Below are 21,667 nucleotides of genomic sequence, written 5' to 3'. Positions count from 1 at the left end.
GTCGCTACCGCCCTTCCTCGGTGCGTGCGGTCCAGGACAGGGCGGCGGTGCGGGCCAGGCGACGGCAGGTGGCCTCGCCGCCGGGGTCGATGCCGGCGGCCCGGTTGTGGTGCATGTGCAGCAGGGACGGCAGGACCATGGTGGGGTCGGTGCCGCTGTCGTCGAGCGCGGTCCGGTAGGTCTCCAAGGCGTCGCGGCGGTGCGCCCAGGCAGCGGCGACCCGCTGTCCTCCCGGCAGCGCACGCAGCGCCGCGAAGTCGCCGTCCGGAGCCGACAGGTGGACCGCCTGGTCCTGGACGGGGCGCGGCGGGCCGACGCCCTCGGACTTCGCCAACCGCTTGATCAGCCAGCGGCGTCCGGCCACCGAGCCGCCGGTGAAGGCGGCAGCGATGTCCATGAAGCTGGCCGCGGTCACGGCGGGACGCAGCTCCGGCGGGAGCCCGAGGGGCAACTGGGCGACGGCGGCAGCGGAGTCGGCGGCGAAGGCGAGCTCGGCGGCTTCCAGAACCCGCCCGGTGCCGTAACGGCCGGTCTCGGGCTCGTCGGTGTCCCACTGGACACGGCTGACCAGCCCGGTGTCGCGGAGTGTCGCCGCCCAGCCGCCGACGTGACGCGCGATGTCGCCGAAGTTGTGCGCCCCCGGCAGGCGGAGCCGCAGCCGCAAGTGGGTGCCGGTGTCGTCGTACCGCGTGAACCACCACAGCGGCTCGTCGCCCTCCCAGTCCTGGAACAGGGCGGGCAGCCCCGTGGTCAGGATCTCCGGGGCGCGCTCGGGGTGGCAGTAGACCTTCAGGTACGCCCACGGCGAGGTACCGGGCAGCCGCCCGGCGTTCCTTCGGACGATCGTCGATGTCTGCGTGGGGCGATCAGTGGGCGGCAGGCCGGAGGCGAACGGCATGGTGATCTCGTGGGCGCGGCCCAGCCAGCCGTACGCCTCCTCCTCGGGTGCCTCGTGCAAGGTCACCGTGCCGGTGCGGGCCAGCTCCATGCGCAGCAACTGCCGGTGGGCGAGGTGGTCCAGGTCGAGCCGGAGGCGTTGGTCGTCGGAGCCGAGGAAGACCGAACGGGGCACGCCGTAGCGGCAGCGCCAGTCGGTGAAACGGCGAAGCCAGCCAGGTCTGTCGTCCAGTGGGCGGAGCCGCCAGCGGGCGGGTGAGAGGACCGTGCGGCCGGAGCGGACCTCGGGCAGGAACGGCAGTCGGGCGGCGGCTCCCCAGACGAAGGGGGCCAGCACGGCGGTGTGGGAACGGTGTACCTCGGTGAGGAAGCGGGCCAACGGGTGGGTGGCGTTGGTGAGTTCGACCGCGTTCATGACCGACGGCTCGACGAGGAGGCCGGTGGACAGCGACACGAGGTAGAGCCGCTGGGAGTCCGCCGTCACGGCGAGGTCGTCCAGGTCGAGCGTGGCGGCCGGGTCGTGCTCGCCCAGCGAGAGCAGTCGGGGGACGACCACGGGCGCCCGGCTGACGTTCCGCGTGCGTAGCCGCAGCGGCGGGCTGGACACCTGGGCGCGCTCCGCACCGGCGGTGAGCGTGGGCAGGGCCGCGTACGTGGCGGTCATACGGTCGCGGTCGGCGGGCTCCAGCATGGTCAGGAAACGGCCGGTCGTGGTGCCGGCTGACTGGGACAGGCCCGCGACGCTCAGCCTGAACCGGCCTTGTCGCAGGGCGTCGAGGGACGGGGCGAGCACGGTGAAGCACAGCTCTACGTGCGCGGGGACCTGCCGGACGTCCCCGACGGAGAGTGTGACGAGGTCCTCGTCCGTCAGCACGACCTCACGCACATGGTTGACGGCGGCGTCCTGGGCGAGGGCAAGCAGATGTTCGTCCCGGCCGGTGGTGGCCTGGACGGGGCGGCTGAGGACCGAACCGCGATAGCCGGCCGGGAAACCGAGGCCGATGTCGGGGTCGGTGAGGTCGCGGACGGGTACGAGGGCGCCCATGCTGTAGCGCTCCAGGAAACGGGCGCGGTAGTCCTGCCAGGCCGGCGGTCCCGTCGGGTACGGCGAGACGCGGGCCATGACCTCAAGCGCTCGTTCCGCTTCCCGGGCGACCGTGGTGGGCAGGACGACGTCGCAGTCGGGGCGCAGGTTCACGACCAGCGTCCGCTCGGTCACGCCGGTCGTCGCCGTCATCCGCCGGGTGGCCTCCGCGCGCAGCGTCCGCTGCTGGTCGGCCGGGGCGGTGTCGTGCCGGGCCAGGAGCCGGTGAACGCGCCGGAGCCGGTCAGCGGTCTCACGCGCTTCCACGGCGTCGAGCTGGGCAACGAGGTGGCCGAGCGCGTCGTCACAGGTCATGGGCGCCCGCAGGCCGGTGAGGAGGATTCGGTGGACGACGAGACCGCGCACCATGTCCTCGATCGCGGAGGCGCCGGCATCGGGGTACCCGGCGCGCAGCTTGGCGACGATGTCCTCGACCGTGATCGGGGTACGGGCGAGGCGGAGCACCTCCTCGGCAGCCGGTGTGCGCCGGAGGACCACCTCGGCGGGCCCGTCATTGCCCGGCTGATGAGGCACGCTGATCTTGGTGCCCCGGACGAAGCAGGTCGGATCGGCCACGACGGACAGGCGTCGCAGCACGTCAAGGTCCCCCTCCAGCGCGGTGACGACCTCGGCGAGCCACTCGGCGTCCGCACGGGCGAAAACCTGATGGCGGGTGCCCCAGCGGGCTCGGGCCCGCTCGCCGAGGCGGACGGGCGCGGGGCCGGCGAACAGGCCGAAGGGGGTGGCACGGTGCCGCATCCGCAGCAGGTAGCGCACCAGCGAGATGACGGTACGCCGGACGGTCCGGGGCCGTTGGGCACGGCGGTCGTCGAGTACACCCCGCACGGTCTCGGCGAGCAGGGGACTGGCGACCTCGACGGCCGCCGCCGTGGTGCCGTCCGCCCAGATCTCGCCGATCCACTCCCGCCAGCGCTCCACGTCGGCGGGGGTGCCGCCGTCCAGGCTCGGCCAGGGAGGCACCGGGGTCTCGAGGGAGTGTGCGGCCGCCCTGATCAGAACCGCGTCAACGGCTCGGTACATCGCGGTGCCTCCTTCATGGTCTTGGTGGTGGGGGGGGGGGGGGGGGGTGGGGTTTTTTCCCCCCCCCCCCGCACCCGCTGGTCAGCCGCTGATGCAGGTGCTGTTGGAGCAGGCGGACTGACAGGTCGTGCCGCAGCCGTCGCCGGTGTCGTTCAGGAGACCGGGTATGACCGGGGCGGACGCGATGGTCTCGATGCTGAGGTCGAAGTCCGCGTCGGTGGCGGCTGTGAAGTCCGTGGCGGCCTTGAGCGTGAAGCTGGCTTGCTGTGCCATGTCGGTTTCCTCCTACAGGTGGGTGGGGTGTGTCTGGTGCCCCTGGTCGGCGAACGCTCGCGGCGCTACGGCCAGGTGATGAGGACCCGCGTGTGCGGCCGGTCGACGACCCGGCCGGCGGGAAGCTGTGCGTCCGGCGTGCCCGCCGGGTAGACCTCGACCCGTGCTCGCTCCGCGCGGTGCTCGCGGTCCCAGTTCTGGATCTCCTCGACCAGGCGGTCGGCGACCTTCCGGCCCTGCGGCCCGTGGCCGACGGCACCAAGCTCGAACCGGTCCGGGTCCTCGGTACGACGCACCGTGCGGTAGGCGAAGCTGTCGGCGTCGACGAGCGTGGGCACGCCGAGCGGTGACGCCGAGGCGACGAGGCCGCGCTCGCGGGCGGCCGGTGTCGCGGCCAGGAGCGGCAGGTTGTCCAGCACGGTCGTCAGCCACAGGTCCAAGTGCTCGTTGGACTCGTCGCCGGCGAGCGTCACCCCGGACCAGACGTCGATGCGAGGGCTGCGCAGGGCGGCGCGCAGTCCGGCGGCGTCGGGTGCGGGGTGGCCGTCCAGGCGCAGCCCGACCTCCTCGCCCTCGGTGTCGTGGAGCAGGACCAGGCTGACGCGGTTCTCGCCGGCTCCCCGCATGGGCACGAAGCCGCACAGCTCGACGCTGTCGCTGACGAGCCGGTCGCCGTGACGCACGAGCGCGACGGCACGGGTCATGCCGCGCATCCGCAGCGGTACGACGAGCCGCCCGCCCTCGACGAGTTGTTCGGCCCAGGCCGGCGGGATGTCGGCGGCCTGGACGGTGACGACGATCCGGTCGTACGGAGCGCCCTCGGCCCAGCCGTATTCGCCGTCGGCGGTGACGACGCGGACCTGCCGGTCGTAGCCGGTCTCGGTCAGGAACCGCTCGGCGCCCTCGGTGACGTCGCGGTCGATGTCCAGGGTGACGACCAGGCCCTCGGGACCGACGATCTCGGCGAGGTAGGCCGCGTTAACGCCGCCCGAACCGATTTCCAGCACCCGCATGCCGGGACGGAGGTCGGCCTGTTCGATCTGCATGGCCTGGATGCGGGCGGCGGACACCGAGCTGATCGCCACGCCGTCGGCGTCCTTCTTCGTGATCGCGGCGAACTCCGTCTGGTAGGCCGTGGCCAGGTCCAGTTCCGGGGTGGCGAGATGCCGGGGGACTTTACGGAACGCGGCCACGACGTGCGGGCTGCGGGCGGCACCGACCTCGATCAGCTCCCGGACCATCGCGTCGCGCGACTGCTGGTCCGACGCGGGGGGTTCCTCGGGGTGGGTGGTCGTGGCGGGGACGTTGTTCACGGGCTCTCTCTTTCTCGGCTGGGTCTGGGCTCCGGGGCGGCGGCGAGGCGTTCGGCGAACTCGGCGGCGGGCCGGTCTTGTGCGGAGGCGGTCAAGGCACAGCCTCCAGAGGTGCGGGCTGGTCGACGTGCCTGACAGCGTGGGAACTCAGCGATCGGCTGCACCACACCCATTTACCGCGACGGTGCGCCCGCGCCCGGCATCCCCAGTCGTCCGAGAGCGCCTCGACCAGGGCTAACCCACGGCCCGACTCGTCCTCGGCGGACCGCGCACGCGTGACCGGCAGACGGGGAGAGGCATCGGCGACCTCGACGAGGAGTACGTCGTTCCGCTGCTGCAAGACCATCACGATGGTTCCCTTGCCGTGCTGCGCGGCGTTGGCCACGAGTTCGGACACGACCAGGGTCAGGTCGTCGACCAGGTCGTGCAGGCCCCATGACGTCAGGGTGTCGCGCGTCGTCCTGCGCGCTCTCGCCGTCGCCTGCGGGTCGGGCTCCAGGGGGACGGCGATCGCTCGGAGGGCAGGTGGGGGGCTTTCCTGCATCACGGCGAGACTCCCGGGGGAAGAGACGGACATGACCGGGCAGGAGCCTCAAGCACCGCGTACCTCGCTGGCGTTGACGTCTTCGCGCTCGGTGATGGCGAACAGAGTGGGGCCGGTGCGGATGTCGTCGCCATGACCCAGCGGGTAGCGTCCGGCGCTCTTCCGGGTGAGAGACGTCGCGTGCAGGTAGCGTCGAAGTGTCGTCTGCGCCAAGAGTGTTGCGTGCTCGGTGGGTGGCGGGATCTCTTGTCATGCGAGGGATCTGCGGGCCCGAGGGGTCGGCGGCAGCGGTCAGTGTTCTTCTTCGGACGAGAGGGGTCGACGATGGGTGAACGTCCCAGGACGCTGCTCAAGGCCCTGGTGGCCCAACGCCGTTGGCGCTACAGCGACTTCGTGGCCCACTTCGGCCGTACCGCCGAGAAGGTCGTCAAGAAGGGCACCGCGAACCCGACGATCTCCGAGGCGCAGTTCCGCCGTTGGACCGCGGGAACCATCCGGACACTGCCCGGACCGGACGCCTGCCGGGTGCTGGAGGAGATGTTCGGCGTCAGCGCCGCCGCCCTGTTCCAGTCGCCTCCCTCGCCCGAGTCACCCGCACCCGCACCCGCACTCGCGTTCAGCCTGAAGGACGAGATCGACATGACCGCACGCGACGCATCAAGCGAGGCCGGCGCCGCCGCCTCCGCGTCCATCTCCGACACCACCCTCGACCAACTGCGCGACGACGTCGCCGAACTCGCCCGCCGCTACCACTCCTTCTCGGCGTTCGAAGTCCTTCAGACCGCAAGGAAGTTGAGAGAGGAGGCCGAACAGCACCGCGACCGCACCCAGGTCCCTGCCCAGCAGGAGGACCTGCTGATCATCGCCGGTCAAGCCTGCGCGCTGCTGTCCGCGGCGGCCTTCGACCTCGGCTCCCTCGACGGCTCCACCCGCCTCGCGCGCGCCGCCGCCCTGTACGGCGAGACCGCCCGCTTCACCCCTCTACGAGCCTTCGCCGGAGGCGCCCTCGCCTACATCGCCTACTTCTCCGGGCGCCCCGCCGAGGCGGCGCAGCTCGCCCAGCGCGCGCAGATGTTCACCGGGATCGGTGACGTCGCGCGCCGCAGACTGGCGGCCATCGAGGCACGCGCCCACGGCCACCGAGGCGACGCGGCCTCGGCCCAGCGAGCGCTCGACGCCTCCCGCCGGGAGGGACGCGGGGAGTTCGACGACCTCCACGACGGCGTAGGAGGGGAGTTCGGCTTCCCCGACGAACGACTGGCCATGTCCAACAGCTCCACCTGCCTGCTGCTCGGCGACGGCACACAGGCCGAGGTCGCGGCCCGCACCGCCCTCGACCTGGTGGCCGGCAAACCCGAGGCACTCCGCTCCGCGCGCGTGGTGGGCGGAGCGGCAGCGGACCTCGCCGCGGCTCGCCTTCTCAGCGGAGACCTCGACGGAGCCGCCGACGCCCTTGACCGCGTCTGGATCGTGCCCGGCGAGCAGCGCGCCACCGGCCTCCTGACCCGCACCGCGCGCGTCCGCCGCCAACTGGCCGATGAACGCTTCCGCCGAACACCGCTCGCCAATGAGATGGGCGAACGTCTGGAGCACTTCAGCCGCCTGGCCGCCCAGCACCAGCTCGGCGCGGGAGCGGTGGCCGTGCTGGAGAGCTGAGCCGCGTTACGGCGGAGCCGTCTCAGGGCGGATCAGTCTCACGGTGCGGAGGCCAAGGTGGCGAGGATCTCGGCCTCCTTCTCGGGCGCGAGCCCGTGCTCCGCCCAGCGGGGATGCTCCACGGGTCGGCCGTCGGCCCGCAGCCACGCCCAGGTGTCCGCGATCGTCTCGGTGAGCGGACGGCACCGCAGCCCGGCCGCCGCAGCCCGGCCGGCGTCCACCGACCACGCCCCCGCATGCGTACGCCACAGAGGCAGTTCGGTCCACTGCCGAACCGCGTGCTCGACGAGCGTCTCCGGCTCGACCCACACCAGTTGGCCGTTCGATTTGGTGACGTCGAGGCAGGCGAGCAGGAAGTCCTCGAAGCTCAGCCCCTGGGGGTGGGCCACGTTGTAGGCGCCGCCGGTCGCGGCAGCCGCCTGATCCACGGCGAACGCGGCGACATCACGCACGTCGACCGGCTGGATGACCCGCGCGGCCGGGGCCGGAGCGAGCACTGGCCCACCACGGGCAGCCCGGTTCAGCCACCACGGCAACCGCCCCACGTACTCACCCGGCCCGAGAATGATCCCCGGCCGCAGAAACACCGCCCGCTCCCCGAACGCCTCACTGATCGCCCGCTCCCCACCGGCCTTCTGGAACCCGTACTTGGTCGGCGAACCATCGGCGCCGGTGTACCCGAACGACGCGTCCGCGTCCGCCGGGCACTCCAACACCTCGGACGACTCGGTCAGGGCCTGGTGCGGCCACCCCGCGTACACCGACACGGTGGAGACGTGTACCCACCGGGAGGTCGCGTCCCGCAGGGCTTGCGCGGCCAGACGCACGTCGCGCGGCGCGAACTCGGAACTGGACGTGTCGATGACGGCGTCCCAAGGTCCTTCGCCGACAAGCCGGTTGAGATCCGCCACCTCGGTGCGGTCACCCCGGACCGAGCGCACCCCCGGCACGTCCTGCCCGGACCGACCACGGTTGAACGCTGTCACGTCCCAACCGCGACGCAGAGCCTCCTCCACGACGCCCTTGCCCAGGAACCACGTACCGCCCATGACCAGAATCCTCATGACCAAGATCCTGCCCTCCGCCAAGGGCCGGGAGAAGGGGGCCAGCTCTCGCTCCTACGATCAGCCCTGATCGACGCTCATCTGGCGAAGGCTGTCGACGAGGCTCCTGACGCTTCCTGAACGCCGGTGGGGACTTGCTCCTGGTGGCGAAGCGCTTGCGGCCAGACAGTCAGAAATCTTGATCATCCGTGCTTCCTTGAGACCGAAGGCGCAAGTTCTCTTCTTCTAGGGCGGCTATGCGGCGTTCGAGTTGGGCGTGGGTGGGCTTCTTCACTGGTTGTGGTGAGGGAGGGGGCGCCTGGGCTGGAGGAACGGGTGGAGGTGGCTCGGCGGCAAGGCCGATGGGCTCGTAGGCCACGATCATCGAGGCGTCCTTCCCGCATTCGGGGCACTGCATCGAGTCGTACGTCGTGAGCGTGGCGACCTCCCAGTGCCGGCGGGTTTCAGTGATGTGCCCGCAGTAGAGGCGCACCCGCCACCGCATGATCTCGTGCTCTTGCTTCTTGAACTTCTGCATCAACTCCCATACCTGCCTGAATGCCTCGTGCTTGCGCCTGGTGATCTCGGGATCGGCCCTCTCCCTTGCCCGAGCCTCTTTGGCCCGTTCCTCAGCCTGCTTGCAGGATTCTTCGCGCCTCTCCTGGTTTCGGTGGTCCCTCCGGGTGAGCTGGTAGTTCTCCAGGGGAACGCCGCTGCTCTTGTACTCGACCTCCGGCATAGAGAGAACCGTAGGTCTGGCTGTGCTCATCTCCGCTTCAGGTGAACGGAGTTGACCGCTGAACGCTTACGACTGAAAGAGGTTGACGACCTCTGAACGTGGGGTAGCTGCTGGCTGTCGACACAGGTACGTGTCGGGCCCTGCTGGGAGAACCGTCGGGGCCCGTCGTGCATCGTGCATGTGGTGGCATCAGCGGCGTGGTGCGCGTGGTGTCGCAGGCGTGGCGAGGCGCGGTGTCATGGCTTGGTGGTCCGTGATGCGGGTGGCCTGGGTGTAGGCGGGGAGGTCGGCTGTGCGGCGTAGGCGCCAGACGAGGACGTCGCTGATGGAGTCGGCGGTGTCCAGTTCCCGGCGGGTGGCGGCCTCGGTGAGCAGGGTGTGGGGGTTGTGGCCGGCGCGTTCGATGTCGGCGAGGGTGGCGGCCAGGGCGTTCCAGCCGGGTTCGGCCAGGATGGTCTTGGCGAGTTCGGGCAGGGCGGCGCGCATGGTGGTGGTGTGGTGGCGGCGCAGGGACGGGGCGATTCGGCGGCCACGTTCGCGGAGCGCGGTGAGGGGTTCGGCGGCTGCCTGCCGGTAGGCGGCCCGGAGGTGGGCGGCGGTCCGGCGGGCGGCCTCGGCCTGCTGGGCGTGCCGACGCTGGGCGTGCCAGTGGGCGGCGGCGAGGGCGAGGAAGACCAGCGTGTCCAGGAGCATGGCGGTGCCGGCTCCGTCTTCGCCGCGGCCGAGGGCGGGTCCGCTGTGGACGAGGTCGCGGGCTGCCCGGCGCAGGTCCTGTGCGTGGCGGAACTCGGCTCGGGTGTGGGAGCGGGCGGCCCGCTCGAACTCCCAGGCCGCCTGGCGCAGTTCGCTGCGGGTGTGGGCGGCGGAGGTCTTGGCGAGGGCGTCGAGGACTTCGCCGGTGGCGGCGATCTGCGCGGCTGCCGCGCCGTCGTCGTCGGTGTGGTCGAGGACGAGCAGTGCCGTCCAGGCCGCGTGGGCGGTGGTGCGCCGTGCGGTGGCGGGCAGAGAGGGCGGGGTGGACCGTTCCGCGGGTGGGGAACTGATGGTGAAGCGTTCCTGGATGCGGGGCAGGGACAGGTCGGGGGCGAGGGTTGATCCGGCGTAGTGGACCGGCTCTTTCTGCCTGTTGCGGTCGTCGGGCAGGGCGACTGTGTAGCCCTTGAGGTCGCCGGAGGGCAGCACTTTGGTTCGTACGAGGAGTCCGGCGTCCTTGAGGCGGCCGAGGAACTCCTCCGTGGAGGCGGCGCCGGCGACGGCGCGGCGGACGGTCTCGCGCAGTTCCTCGCGCGCGGCGCGCTCGCGGCCCTGGCGTTGGGCCTTGTGCCGCTCGGCGCTGGTGGTGCGCTTGGCGGCGGTGGCGTCGCCGGGGGCGACGCGGTGGAGGTTGTAGTCGGCTTCGATGCGGCGGGCTTCGGCCTGGGCGCGTTGGCCGGAGCGGTGGTGGTCGGGGCGGCGGCCGTCCTCGCGGACGAGGGTGGCGATGATGTGGATGTGGTCGTCGGCGTGGCGGACGGCGGCCCAGCGGCAGCCCGCGCCGTCGCCGGGGTCGATGCCGGTGGCCGCGATGGTGCGGCGGGCGATGTCGGCCCACTGCTCGTCGCTGAGGACCGGGTCGTCGGGGGCGGCGCGTACCGAGCAGTGCCACACGTGCTTCGAGGGCCGCTGGTCTGCGTCGAGCAGGTGGAGGGGCTGGTCGAGGAGGTGGGCGAGGTCTTTCTTGGCGGCGTGGGGGTCGCGGCCGGGGTCGGGGGTCATGTGGTCGAAGGAGGCGACCAGGTGGGGGTCGACGTGTTCCTCGCGGGTGCCTTTGCCGTAGAGGTAGCGGAGCAGTCCGAGGGTGCTGCTGCCTTGTTTGTGGATGCTGGGGATCACGCCGCCTCACCCTCCTGTTCCTGTCGGTGGGCGACCCGGTCGACGGCTTTCTTCACGGCGTCGGCCGCGCGGTGGATGTCGGCGACCACCTCTTTGAAGTGGGGCACATCGCCGCCGGAGTTGAGGGCCTTGGCTGCCTGGTTGAGGTTGCTGCCGGCCCAGCCGAGCTGACGGCGCATGGCGAACAGCTCGGTGAGGACGTCGCGTTCGGTAGCGATGGTGGCGGCGGTGCGGGACTGGTCGCGGGCGGCGGCCAGTGCGGAGTGGGCGAGGAACCCGGCCAGGCTCATGCCGACGGCGTCGGCGCCGTCCTGGATGATGGCGTGTTCGTGATCGCTGAGGCGGACACTCTGGGCGGGACGCTGCTTCTTCTCACGCGGACGCGCCCTCCCCTTGACCTTGGTCCGGCGCTTGCGGCCGGCCTTTCCTGGCTGCGGTCCGCCCTCGGTCGCGGCTTTCCCGTCCGGCGCCCCCTGGTGCTGGACGAGCCCCGCCGCCCCCGGGGCGGGGCCGGGTGAGGGCGCTCCCCCTGCGGGGGAGTGTCCGAACCTCCAACTTGCTCGGCTGTTCGGGGCTGGGGTTTCGGATGCGGTACTGCGTGGATCGTGGTGTTCGTGGTGCATGGGACCTGTCTCCATGGGGTCGGGCGTGGGGCCACGGGCGGTTGTGGGGAGCGGCCTCGGCAGGAGTGGCTGTGCCAGGTACCGGCGGAGTACCGGTGTTCTGCTGGGCGTTCAGAGGGTGATGGCGCTCTTGGCGGCGTTCAGTTCCGCCCGGACGGTGGCGGCGGCCTTCTGGGCGTCGTCCTTGCTGATCGTGTAACCCTTGGCCCTGACCGCCTTCTCCAAGGCGGGGCGGGGGACTTCGCCGGTTTTGGCGGCTATGGCGCGGGCCGTGGCCAGCAGTTCTCCGTCGGGGACGGTGCGGTTGCGCGGGCTCGTCCCGGGCGGCTTCTTGGCGGCTGGCGCCATGGCGGTGGCGGGTTTCGCCTCGGGCGTGGGCGCGTTGCCCGCCTTGGCGGAGGGCGTCGTGGTGGCGTCGTGCGCCTGCTCGTGGCGGATCGGGCGGTTTTCCGATGGCGTGGCGGCCTCGGGGAGTGGCGTGGCGGGGGAGGCTGGTGTGCCGCTGGTGCCGAGGTGGCGGTTGATGACGAGGTAGAGGTGGACGGCGCCGGCGAGGGCGAGCGGGGCGATGGCGGAGAGCGCGCCGACGGTGGCGTTGCCGAGATGGAGGCGGGTTCCCTCGTTGAGGCCGACGGCGTGGACGACGTTGGCGGAGATGCTGGTGCCGGTGGCCGCGCCGACGAGCGTCCACACGTACAGGCGGGAGCGCACCGGGGCGGTGCGCAGGAGGAGCAGGGCGACGATGCCGATGGCGATGAAGCCGTCGATCACGAGAGGGAAGAGGTAGGTGAGCAGGCCGCGCACGTGGCCGGCGACGGCCATCTGGCGCAGGGCGTCGTAGGAGAGGGCGAAGGCGACGGCGGCGAGCAGGACGATACCGACGCGGACGCTGCGGCTACCGCGCAGGGCAGCCGGGGCTATCGGGGCTGTCGGGGTGGGGGAGGGCAAGGCGGGCGCTCCAGGGATGGTGCGGTGGGGATAGGCGGTGAGGGGCGTTCACGGCGGGGGCGTACACGCGGGCCCCCTTCTAAAGGGGGCCCCGCGCGTGAACGCTCGGGCGCGTGTACGGCGTGGACGCCCGCGTGATCGTCTGACCTGCGATTTCGTGGTGGGCGTGCACGCTGTGAGCGGTTCACTGCGGGATGCTCGCGTGAGGGCCGCGTGTACGGTCGCGTGATCGCTTCGCGAGGGCGCGGAGGGGGCTCAGCCGACGGCGGTGAGGTGGCGTGCGGAGGCGTAGTAGCGGGTCTGCTGTCCGCCTCCGGCTCCTCCGGCGATTCCGTCGGCCTTGGTGGCCAGGCCGCTGTCGACGAGGCGGGCCAGGTGGCGTCGTGCCTTCTCCACGTCGGCGCGTTCCGGGTCGCCCCCGCCGGTCAGGACGGCTGCCAGCTCTCGGGCGGTCAGCCCGTTCGGGGCGTTGCGGAGCAGGATGGCGGGGTCCTTGGTGGGGTCGACCGTGCTGGTGCCGCGCACGTGGTCGTGGGTGACGTCGAGCGGGCCGAGCTCCCCGGTGGGGGTCTTGAGGTGGTGGAGGGTGACGGCGGGGTCGCCTGCCCGGCCGGTGATGAACAGGACGCTGCCCGCGCCTGCGGTGATCCAGGTCGAGCCGTAGACCTGGTCCAGGCTGGGGCGCTGGCCGCGTGGCGCGTCCGCGGTGGCCTTGCGCTGGTGGTGCAGCTCCATGATCTCCACGCCGTCTCGCAGGGCGCGCATGCGGGCGTTGTGGAAGGCGACGGCGAGGCTGTCGTCGACCATCGTGCCGACCGCGTCCTTGAGGCTGTCGATCACGATGGTGTCGGCCTGGTGGGCGGCGGCGAGGTCGGCGAGGAGGTCGGGCTCCTTGTCGAGGGTGGCGGGCAGCGGGCCCTGCCAGACGACGAGCCGGTCGCGCAGGATCTTCTCGTCGGTGTCGAAGACCCGGCGGCCCATGGCCTTGGCGATCTGCTTGGGCCGGTCCATGGCCAGGTAGAGCACCCGCCTGCTGGGGGCGACCGGCATCTCCAAGACCGTCTCCTGGAGGCCGAGGCGGGCGAAGACCACCTGATGGGCCAGGGTGGTCTTGCCGACCCCCGGAGCGCCGACGATCATCAGGCTCTCGCCCGGCGCCCAGACGGTCTTCTCGCGCGTTCCCCAGAGAGGCTCGGCGTTGGCGCCGGTCTCCCTGACGAAGACCCACCCGTCGACGGCGAAGCGGGACAGGCGCCCCTGCCCCGAGGCGAGCGCGCGCTCGCGTTCGGCGCGGACCGTCGCTTCGATCTCACCGCGTATCTCGTCCGGGTCGGCGCCCGGCTCCTGGGCACGCTGGACGGTCCGCACGGCGGAGGCCAGCAGTCGGCGCAGGTCGGCCTTCCTGCGGATGATCTCCGCGTGGTACTCCGCGTTGCCGGTGCCGTAGAGCGCGTTCGCGAGCTGATGCAGGTAGGTGGGACCGCCGACACGCCGCAGGTCTCCCTGCTCCTGGAGCCGCTCCGTGAGGACGATCGGATCGGTCGGCCTGCCCTCGCCGTGCTGGGCGCGGAGTGCGCGCCAGATGGTCTCGTGCGCGGGCCGGTAGAAGGCGTCGTCCCCCAGGACCGGGCGGACCAAGTCGATGATCTCCGCCTTGTGCATGCAGGCACCGAGCACCGCCTGCTCGGCATCCACGTTGAACGGGGGTTCCAGCTGCCCGTCCTGATCTGACGCGGGGCTGTCCTCGTAGCGGGATGGCGCCTGGGGCGGGTGGGCCGTACTCTGGGGCATAGAACTCCTCACCCGGCAGGCCATATGGGGCGGCAACCCCGGTCCAGCCGGTCGAATCGTTAGGTATGGCGGTTGTGGGGTTTCTGCTTCGCCCCCGGTGCTGCACGCGCCGGGGGCTTCTTCGTGTCCACCCTCGTTCAGGGGTAGCCCCAACAGTACCAGCAACGATTCAAATGGGAATGACTTGCGATGCAGATAGGATTAGTGTTAGCTATTCGTCATCGCCCACGGCTGTCCCGTGGGGCCCCGAGCGAGAGGAGGTGGGAACGATGGGCGACGAAGACGGCGCGGCCCGCGCCGGAACCGACCGGCCGGAGCCTGAGAACCATGTGGCCGAGCGCATCCGGACGGAGCGCGAGGTCCGTGCCTGGAGCACGGCGAAACTCGCCGAGGAGATGACCAAGGCCGGCCACCCGATCAACCAGTCCGCGATCTGGCGGATCGAGAGCGGAAAACCGCGCCGCAGGGTCAACCTCGACGAGGCGCTAGGCTTCTGCAAGGTCTTCGACCTGCCCCTCGACGAGCTGACCAGTCCGCCCGGCCAGCTGATGAACGCACAGGTCAGACGGCTTGTCGGCGAGTACGTCGAGAAGTGGAAAGAGTGGCGCGCCCTGGGAAAGGCCCAGGACCGGATCATGGCCGAACTCGACGACTACGCGAAGGCACACCCCGACCAGGCGGACCTGGTCAAGGTCATGCTCATGCACGAACTTGAGGTCGCCTCCGGTGACGACTTCCGCCACTATCGCGGCTCGCGCTCAAAGCTCCAGAGCTGGCTCGGCCCCGACCGGATGTATCCGGCCGACGAGACCGAACAGCCGCCGACTCAGTAGCCGCTCCGCCACGGTCACTTCGGCGCTTGGATCACCGACGCCCCTTCTGCGCTCCCGCAGTCCCACAACCGCCATACCTAACGAAACATCCGGCACTGCTGCCTGGGTTGCCGCCCTAGCCTGCCGGTCAAGGAGCCCCCTTGCCCCAGAACGTCTCCCCGTATCTCGCCCAGATCGCCCAGCTCCTCGACGTTCCCGAGGACTCCCTCCGCGCGTTCATAGTCGCGCGCGGAGGTGACCAGGGCGACACCACCCTCGTCGGCCTCACGGTCGCCGAGGCCGCTCGCCGCATGGGTGTCGGCCGCACCACGCTGTACAAGTACATCTCCTCCGGCGAGATCCCCTCCGCGAAGGTCGGACGGCTGCGCCGAGTCCCGGTCGAGGCGGTGAACGACTTCCTCCAACGTCGCCTCAGCCGCGACGGCTTCGCTAGCGCGGCTTGAGGAGGGCGTACATGACCAACCCTAAGAACTCCCGTCAGCCCAATGGTGCTTCGACCATCTACCTCGGCAAGGACGGCCGCTGGCACGGCCGCGTCACCGTCGGCGTCAAAGACGACGGCACCCCGGATCGCCGCCACGTCAGCCGCAAGACGCGCGCCGAAGCCACCAAGGTCGTACGTGAATTGGAACGGCAGCGCGACACCACCGGTGTCCGCAAGGCCGGCCAGACCTGGACCGTCGAGACGTGGCTGACCCACTGGGTGGAGAACATCGCTGCACCCAGCGTCGGCGAGAACACCATCGACGGCTACCGCGTCGCGGTCTACCACCACCTCGTACCAGGCATCGGCGCCCACCGCCTGGAGAAGCTGGAACCCGAGCACCTGGAGCGCCTCTACCAGAAGATGCAGGTGAACGGCAGCGCGGCTGGCACCGCCCATCAGGTACACCGCACGCTCAAGACGGCGCTGAACCAGGCCGTCCGCCGCCGCCACATCGTCACCAACCCGGCCTCGGTAGCCAAGGCGCCCAAGCTCGAAGAGGAAGAGGTCGAGCCGTACACCCTGGAGGAGGTCCAGAGCCTCCTCGCCGAAGCGGAAAAGCAGCGCAACACCGCCCGCTGGGTCATCGCGCTCGCGCTTGGTTTGCGCCAGGGCGAGGTCCTCGGCCTCAAGTGGGAGGACGTCGACTTCGAGGTGGGTGTCATCCTTGTGCGCCGAGGCCGACTGCGGCCCCGTTACCAGCACGGCTGCGGCGGAAAGTGCGGCCGTAAGCCCGGATACTGCCCACAGAAGATCAACACCCGGCGTGAGACGAAGGACACCAAGACCCGTGCTGGTAAGCGCCCGATCGGTGTGCCCGAGGAACTGCTGAAGCTGCTTCGCCAGCACAAGGAGGAGCAGGACCGTGAGCGCGCGCTTGCTCGCGACCTGTGGGAGGAGAAGGGCTACGTCTTCTCGTCGCCGATCGGCGAACCCCTCAACCCCAACACCGACTTCCACCGGTGGAAGGACCTGCTGAAGGCGGCTGGCGTCCGCGACGGCCGACTCCACGATGCGCGTCACACCGCGGCCACTGTGCTGCTCCTCCTCGGTGTCCCCGACACGGTCGTCGATCGGATCATGGGCTGGGAGCCCGGCAAGTCCGCCCGGATGCGCCGCCGGTACCAGCACCTCACCAGTCCCGTGCTCCAGCAGACCGCTGCGAAGGTCGGCGCCCTGATCTGGGGTTCGACCCCGCACCAATTCCCGTCTGCACCTGGAGGTCCCGTGCCCGGCTTGAGTCAGAGCCCCGTACCAGCGGGTCCGGATGTCTACGTGGCCTGTCTCGGCGGGCGGTACGTTCCGTTCCTTCACAACAAGCACGCCCAGGCCGTGGCCTCCCAGTGGGGTGCCGATCACCCTGGCAAGCCTGCGCACGTGGAGAAGTGGGACCGGCCCCGGTGGGAGCACGAGGGACCTGGCGGTATCCGGGCTATCCGCGATCGGATTCCCGACCGCCGGCCCATTCATCACGCCCACGCCGTGTTCCTGCCCGGCGGCGAGCGGCTCAACATCGGCCGCCCTGAGCAATGGTCCCTACTGGCCTGGGAGTTCGAGACCGATCTCTACACCGACCTTCCGGTCCGGTGGCACACCACGCGGCGCCCCGGCCAAGAGGTCGAGACCCAAGTCCGCGGCACGGACCAGGACGCCGTCGTCGCTGCGTTTGGCGAGGCTTGTGCACAGGCCGTGGACCGCGCGAGGAGCCCGGAAAGGTACGGAGACATCGGCAGCTACTGACTCACCTTCAGGTGCGGTCTGATGACTCGTTCAGGGATCGAGTTGCGCGATGGAGCCCGGCAACTGCCACAAGTTGCCGGGCTTCAGAGCACACATCAGTCGACGAGATAGTGAGCTTCGACGTAGGCGACGGTGGAGCCGTAGGGCTCTCCCACCGGCTTCAACATGTACCGGCGGAAGACTGCGGCGGTGGCGCGGCGGACGCCGCGGTTGCGGGCCTCGGCGTTGTCCCATGACTGGGCGAGGGTGCGCTTGACCACTTGGTCGATCTCCTCGGCCAGGTTCTGCTCCGTGACGGTGAGGCCGGGCGGCGCGTGGTCGTGGATGATCCGCGACAGGACACCCACGTGGTCGTCGTCCAGCACGACGGCTTCGTCGGGGTGCTTCTCGGCGTTCACGATGGCACGGGCGACCCGGAGTGCTTCGGCCAGGAACTCCAAGGCGTCCTGGGCGTTCTGGATGATCCGGTCCCGTAGCTGCCTGATCCGCTCTGCCAGGGCGGTGTACTTCGCGGACCCCGGTTCGACGCCCTTCTCAAGGGCTGCCTTGATGTGGTCCAGGATCTCCGCCGCAGACGGCGGCCTCTTGTCCTCGCCGTCATTCTTGTCGGGCTTGGGACGAACAAGGGCCAGCAGCTCCTTGAGGATCGTGATGCCCTGGGCGTCGAGGACGAGGGCTTCTTCCTGGGAGGCGGCCACCGAGAAGGAGTGGACGTGGGCGTTGATTATCTCCAGGACCATCGGTCCCAGCTCGCCCAGTCGTTCCTTCCTTTCCTCGTCGGAGGACTTTTTGAACAGGGTCGTGTACGCAGACCCGAAGAGCCCGAACCCGTCCTGGTACTTGGCGACCCGCTTGTCCGTGTTGATGAGCGGGTACAGGCGGGCCAGAAGACGGTAGTTCTTGCTGAAGACCTCGGCGGCGTCAGGGTTGGCGTCCAGGAAGCCGTTGATGACACGTACGGACTCGTATCCGTGGGCCGTGAGGTCAAGGCCGTCCACATCTGCGAGGAGGTCTTCGGTGTGGGCGAAGGTGGTGCGGAACTCGGCGACCAGGTCGGTCAGGTCGGTGACGAACCCGCCGCCCTTGCCGGCGGACCCCTCCGAGGTGGGGTTGACGACGGCGCGCTGGACCTCTTCGGCCAGGCTGATGTAGTCCACGACCACGCCGGTGGTCTTCACGAATCCGGCCGGGGACACCCAGGTGCGGTTCGGGCGGGTGATTGTCTGGAACAGGTTGTGCGCCTTCAGCGGCTTGTCCAGGTAGAGGACGCCCTCGTTGGGGGCATCGAACCCAGTCATCAGCTTGGCCGTCACGACGAGGAAGCACAGCGGGTCATCCGGGGTGAGGAATCGCCGCTTCTGGTCCTCCTCGTCGACCTCGGAGAGCCGGTACTGCCGCATGGCCGCTTCCTCGGCCTTGGCGTCCGAGACGTGGATGTTCACCTCTGCGGTGATCCGATCGTGCTTGCCGACCTCGGCGAGTACCTGCGACGCCTCGTAGCCGGCCAGCAGCTCGTTGATCTTGTCCGTGTATGCGACGGCCAGCTCACGGTTGTAGGCGACGACCTGCGCCTTGAGGCCGTTGCGATAGGTGCCGGCCAGGTAGTGGTCCACGATGTCCTGGCAGACCGTGTGGATGCGTTCGGGGTTGGCGAACACCGAGGTGAGGCGCCCGAACTTGCGGGACAAGGTTTCACGGTCGGGGTCGTCGAGATCGAATTCGTCGGCGAACTGGTCGAACTCGGCTTGTAGGGCCCGGTCGTTCATCTCGAAGGTGACCGGGTGCGGGTCCAGCATGACTGGAACGGTTGCCTCGTCCTGAAGGGACCGCGACACCGAATACCGGTGCAGCACCCTGTCCGGGTCGGTCTCCTCGCCGAAGAGGGCGAAGGTGTTGGTGGTGAGGTTCCTGATGGGTGTGCCGGTCATGCCGAAGAACTTCGCGTGCGGCAGTGCTGCGCGCATCTGCCCGGCCAGGGACTCTTCTTCCGATGACTGGGTGCGGTGTGCCTCATCGACCAGCACGATGATGTTGCGGCGGGTCGACAGGTTCTTGCCGGCGTCGGCGAACTTGTGGACGGTCGTGGAGATGACGCCGCGCACATCGTCAGCCAGCAGGGAACGCAACTCCTTGCTGGTGGAGGGCTGGTGGAAGTAGGCGTCGCCCATCGCGGAGGTGAATACCCCGGAGGTTTGCCGCACGAGCTGGGTCCGGTCCGAGAGCAGGATGATCGTGGGCGACTCGGTGCGGGTGTCAGCCAGTAGCAGCGAGGCGGCGAACACCATCAGCAGAGTCTTCCCGCTGCCTTGGTGGTGCCAGACCAGACCCTTCTTGCCGTCGGCCAGGACCCGCCTGTGGATCAGATGGGCGGCCTCCATCTGTGGGTAGCGGGGCAGGTACTTTTTATCCGCTCCGCCTCCAGAGGTGTCGAACAGGATGAAGTTGGCGAGCATGTCCAGGACCGTGGCCGGGTTGAGCAGAAGCTCGACGGAGCGCTGTACGTCGGCCCGCCCGGACAGGTTCTCGTCATCGTCAGTGGACCGGAACGGCTGCCACAGGTTCAGGGGTGCACCAGCGGCACCGAACCGCAGCTTCAGCCCGTCGGAGGCGACAGCGAAGACATTGGGGGTGAAGAACCACGGGTATTCGGTGGCGTACACGTCGTTGATCTCGCGTGCGGCGTCGGCCCACCCGGACTTAGCGGTCGGTGACTTCACCTCTACGACAACGAGGGGCAGGCCATTGGCCCAGTACACGAGATCGAACCGGCGGGGGGTCTTGCCGGGGATGGCTATGGTCACCTCGTCCGACACGACCAGGGTGTTGGTGGTCGGGTCCTCGAAGTCGATGACCTTCAAGGCGTGCCACACGCCGTCGGCGCCCCGGAACTCCTTGTGCCCGCGCAGCAGTTCCAGTACCTGTTCGTTGGCTCGCACCAGCCCGCCTTCGACGGCGTTGACCGTGGCGATGATCTCCTCGACCACGGTGTCCACGTCGAACCCGTCGATCACCTCAGGGTTGAGCCGGACGATGGCATCCCGCAGCTCGCCCGCGAGCACCGTTTGCGTCGTCTCACGCGGCAGCGACCTGCCCGCTGTGTAGCCCCATCCCATCGGGAGGGACCACTGGATCATGGAGTTCTGGAACTCGCGCTCCCGTATGCCCTTTGCCACGGCTCAGACCCCCAACTCGGCAGACTCGATGTCGATGGTCCGATCCAACAACCCTGACAGCAGTCCCGCACGGACCTGACGAAGGCGGTCGGTCTCCGCGCGTGTCGCGGCTACCTGCTCGGCGGCTGCGGCCAGGGAGCCAGTCAACTTTGCTTGCTGCGCGGTGGGGAGGTCAGGAACGCCCATGCTGCTAGCGCGGGAAAAGCCGAGCGCCTTGATAGTGATACCGGTGGCCTGCCCTGCAAACTGACCAGTTTCGCGCGCCCAGTGACACCACTGGAGTGCGTACTCCGGTGTCGAGACGCCCTCTCGTGCCCGGATGCGGATGACGTGCTTGTCGAAGCCGAGGAACCCGTCCACCTCGCCCGCCCAGAGTGCCGCCTGGCCGACCGACCCGCCTTCGACCAAGAGAACGTCGTCAGGGAGCACCGCGTACTTCTCCTGCTCCCGAGGCTCGAAGTTCATAGTCTTCAGATCGCTCAGGTCGAGCGTTCCAACACCGATGTTGGCCGCACGTAGGTACGGGTGTACGTGGTCACCGACAGACTGCCGGGCTGACTTCTGCCGCCCGAGCCGCATCTCGAACTTTTCGCCCGCTGGGACCGTGGGCACTTCGAGCTTGCTGAAGAGGTCGCGCCGGAGGCCCGACTCGACCTTGCACAAGGCGTCGGCCTCGGTGTCGAGCGCGGTGATCTGGTCGTCGACCGCATCGAGCATCTCGACGATCCGTGCTTGTACCGCACAGGGTGGGATCGGTAGTTGGATCTGCAAGAGTTGCTCTGGGTTGAGACGCTTGCGCCGTTGAACTGTCCCGCTCACTCGGTTCTTCATTTCTGCCCACAGTCGCGGCGAGCGACAGACGTGCCTCATCCAGTCGGGCATCACTTCTGGGCCAAGCGTGAACGTCGGGAACTCGTTGCTGACGACGAATCCATCGAACTCGACAGGTACTACGGTGATCGGACCTTCCCACGCGGTCAGTTTTCGCATCACGACCTGGTCAACGCGCAGTACATTCATTGCCGCGTACTCTGTATCTCCTCCGTCGAGTTCGCCTTTAGCGACAACCCCCTTTCCTGCATTCAGGACCCCGGCTAGGCGGTAGGTAGTTGCAGGCTTCATCGGTGTGCGCTGGATGTCGAGGCGCATTACCTCCCCGAGTGGACGAAGCGGATAACCGTCACTCATCGAAGCCCTCGATCCCTGCGGCGGAACGGCTGCCTTGCCCCGCACAGGACTCTCAAGGTCACCGAGGGTGATCTGCTGCCAGTCACTCATCGAAGCCCTCGATCCCTGCGGCAGAGAGGACCGCGAGCATGCGCTGCTCGGTCTTTTGCCGCTCGGCCCGGGCGATGTTGTAGGCGTCGATGAGGGTGCCGAGGTCTTCCTGCTCGGCAGCGGCCTGCTTGATGTAGCGGCCGATGTTGAGGTCGTACCCGTTCGCCACGATCTCCGTGGAGGGGACAAACCGTGCCGAGAAGCCAGCCGCTCCGTCGCTGTCGGAGCCCGAGTGGTAGGCGGTCACGATGTCGGTGATGTTTACGTCAGTGAGCTTCTTCGAGTTGGCTACCGATCGGGTGACGGTCGGCGAAGCGCAACGAGCGAGGCCCCCG

The 21,667-nt window shown here is 69.4% G+C and carries 17 protein-coding genes and 1 pseudogene; 4 read left to right on the top strand and 14 right to left on the bottom strand.

Going from position 1 to position 21,667, the window contains the following annotated elements:
- Positions 1–4 precede the first annotated feature (4 nt).
- From ACYUD3_RS38080 to ACYUD3_RS38060, 5 genes are all read right to left on the bottom strand, one after another.
- The gene (locus tag ACYUD3_RS38080; protein ID WP_470980948.1) at positions 5–3,022 is read right to left on the bottom strand and encodes a lantibiotic dehydratase; all 3,018 of its coding nucleotides are present in this window, start codon (positions 3,020–3,022) and stop codon (positions 5–7) included.
- Positions 3,023–3,103: 81 nt separating this feature from the next.
- Entirely contained in the window at positions 3,104–3,295 is a 192-nt protein-coding gene (locus ACYUD3_RS38075) for an FxLD family lanthipeptide (protein WP_470980946.1), read from the bottom strand.
- Between the two features lie 65 nt (positions 3,296–3,360).
- Entirely contained in the window at positions 3,361–4,608 is a 1,248-nt protein-coding gene (gene fxlM / locus ACYUD3_RS38070; RefSeq protein WP_470980943.1) for a methyltransferase, FxLD system, read from the bottom strand.
- A 91-nt stretch (positions 4,609–4,699) separates the two neighbouring features.
- Positions 4,700–5,185 carry an ATP-binding protein gene (locus ACYUD3_RS38065; RefSeq protein WP_470980940.1) on the bottom strand — a complete coding sequence of 162 codons (486 nt, stop codon included), beginning with the start codon at positions 5,183–5,185 and terminating at the stop codon, positions 4,700–4,702.
- Positions 5,186–5,200: 15 nt separating this feature from the next.
- Positions 5,201–5,365 (bottom strand): hypothetical protein, encoded by a 165-nt coding sequence (locus ACYUD3_RS38060; RefSeq protein ID WP_470980937.1) that lies wholly within the window; start codon positions 5,363–5,365, stop codon positions 5,201–5,203.
- A 111-nt stretch (positions 5,366–5,476) separates the two neighbouring features.
- On the opposite strand from ACYUD3_RS38060, the gene ACYUD3_RS38055 reads away from it, so the two are divergent.
- On the top strand, positions 5,477–6,808 hold the full coding sequence (locus tag ACYUD3_RS38055) for a DNA-binding protein (protein ID WP_470980935.1): 1,332 nt from the start codon (positions 5,477–5,479) through the stop codon (positions 6,806–6,808).
- A gap of 38 nt (positions 6,809–6,846) precedes the next feature.
- Here the strand turns inward: ACYUD3_RS38055 and ACYUD3_RS38050 are convergent, their stop codons facing one another.
- The 6 genes from ACYUD3_RS38050 to ACYUD3_RS38025 all read right to left on the bottom strand — a co-directional run bounded on the left by ACYUD3_RS38050 (position 6,847) and on the right by ACYUD3_RS38025 (position 13,824).
- Entirely contained in the window at positions 6,847–7,872 is a 1,026-nt protein-coding gene (locus ACYUD3_RS38050) for an NAD-dependent epimerase/dehydratase family protein (RefSeq protein ID WP_470980932.1), read from the bottom strand.
- 169 nt (positions 7,873–8,041) lie between these two features.
- Complete coding sequence (locus tag ACYUD3_RS38045) at positions 8,042–8,590, bottom strand: hypothetical protein (RefSeq protein WP_470980930.1); 549 nt, start codon at positions 8,588–8,590, stop codon at positions 8,042–8,044.
- A 189-nt stretch (positions 8,591–8,779) separates the two neighbouring features.
- The gene (locus tag ACYUD3_RS38040; protein WP_470980927.1) at positions 8,780–10,462 is read right to left on the bottom strand and encodes a relaxase/mobilization nuclease domain-containing protein; all 1,683 of its coding nucleotides are present in this window, start codon (positions 10,460–10,462) and stop codon (positions 8,780–8,782) included.
- Positions 10,459–11,085, bottom strand: a complete 627-nt coding sequence (locus ACYUD3_RS38035) for a plasmid mobilization protein (RefSeq protein WP_470980925.1) — start codon at positions 11,083–11,085, stop codon at positions 10,459–10,461. The genes ACYUD3_RS38040 and ACYUD3_RS38035 overlap by 4 nt, the downstream gene beginning before the upstream one ends.
- Before the next feature lie 111 nt (positions 11,086–11,196).
- Positions 11,197–12,033, bottom strand: coding sequence for a DUF2637 domain-containing protein (locus ACYUD3_RS38030; RefSeq protein ID WP_470980921.1), 837 nt, complete (start codon positions 12,031–12,033; stop codon positions 11,197–11,199).
- A gap of 255 nt (positions 12,034–12,288) precedes the next feature.
- Positions 12,289–13,824 carry a DnaB-like helicase N-terminal domain-containing protein gene (locus ACYUD3_RS38025; protein ID WP_470980918.1) on the bottom strand — a complete coding sequence of 512 codons (1,536 nt, stop codon included), beginning with the start codon at positions 13,822–13,824 and terminating at the stop codon, positions 12,289–12,291.
- A 269-nt stretch (positions 13,825–14,093) separates the two neighbouring features.
- Between ACYUD3_RS38025 and ACYUD3_RS38020 the strand changes: the two genes are divergently transcribed.
- The 3 genes and pseudogenes from ACYUD3_RS38020 to ACYUD3_RS38010 form a co-directional block, all read left to right on the top strand.
- Positions 14,094–14,657 carry a helix-turn-helix domain-containing protein gene (locus ACYUD3_RS38020; RefSeq protein ID WP_470980916.1) on the top strand — a complete coding sequence of 188 codons (564 nt, stop codon included), beginning with the start codon at positions 14,094–14,096 and terminating at the stop codon, positions 14,655–14,657.
- A 140-nt stretch (positions 14,658–14,797) separates the two neighbouring features.
- Entirely contained in the window at positions 14,798–15,100 is a 303-nt protein-coding gene (locus ACYUD3_RS38015) for a helix-turn-helix domain-containing protein (RefSeq protein WP_470980913.1), read from the top strand.
- Between the two features lie 11 nt (positions 15,101–15,111).
- A pseudogene (locus ACYUD3_RS38010) lies at positions 15,112–16,332 on the top strand (tyrosine-type recombinase/integrase); the annotation flags it as partial.
- A gap of 644 nt (positions 16,333–16,976) precedes the next feature.
- Here ACYUD3_RS38010 and ACYUD3_RS38005 read toward each other — a convergent pair.
- The 3 genes from ACYUD3_RS38005 to ACYUD3_RS37995 all read right to left on the bottom strand — a co-directional run.
- Positions 16,977–20,054, bottom strand: a complete 3,078-nt coding sequence (locus ACYUD3_RS38005) for a type I restriction endonuclease subunit R (RefSeq protein WP_470980910.1) — start codon at positions 20,052–20,054, stop codon at positions 16,977–16,979.
- Positions 20,055–20,057: 3 nt separating this feature from the next.
- Positions 20,058–21,332 (bottom strand): restriction endonuclease subunit S, encoded by a 1,275-nt coding sequence (locus ACYUD3_RS38000; RefSeq protein ID WP_470980908.1) that lies wholly within the window; start codon positions 21,330–21,332, stop codon positions 20,058–20,060.
- Positions 21,325–21,667, bottom strand: a 343-nt coding sequence (locus tag ACYUD3_RS37995; RefSeq protein WP_470980905.1) for an N-6 DNA methylase, incomplete at its 5' end; no start/stop codon positions are given. The genes ACYUD3_RS38000 and ACYUD3_RS37995, both read right to left, overlap by 8 nt.

This window comes from Streptomyces sp. AMJ-169, from assembly GCF_055597585.1.
The sequence above is the reverse complement of the archived record's forward strand: the minus strand, read 5'-3'. Positions and strand labels throughout refer to the sequence as shown.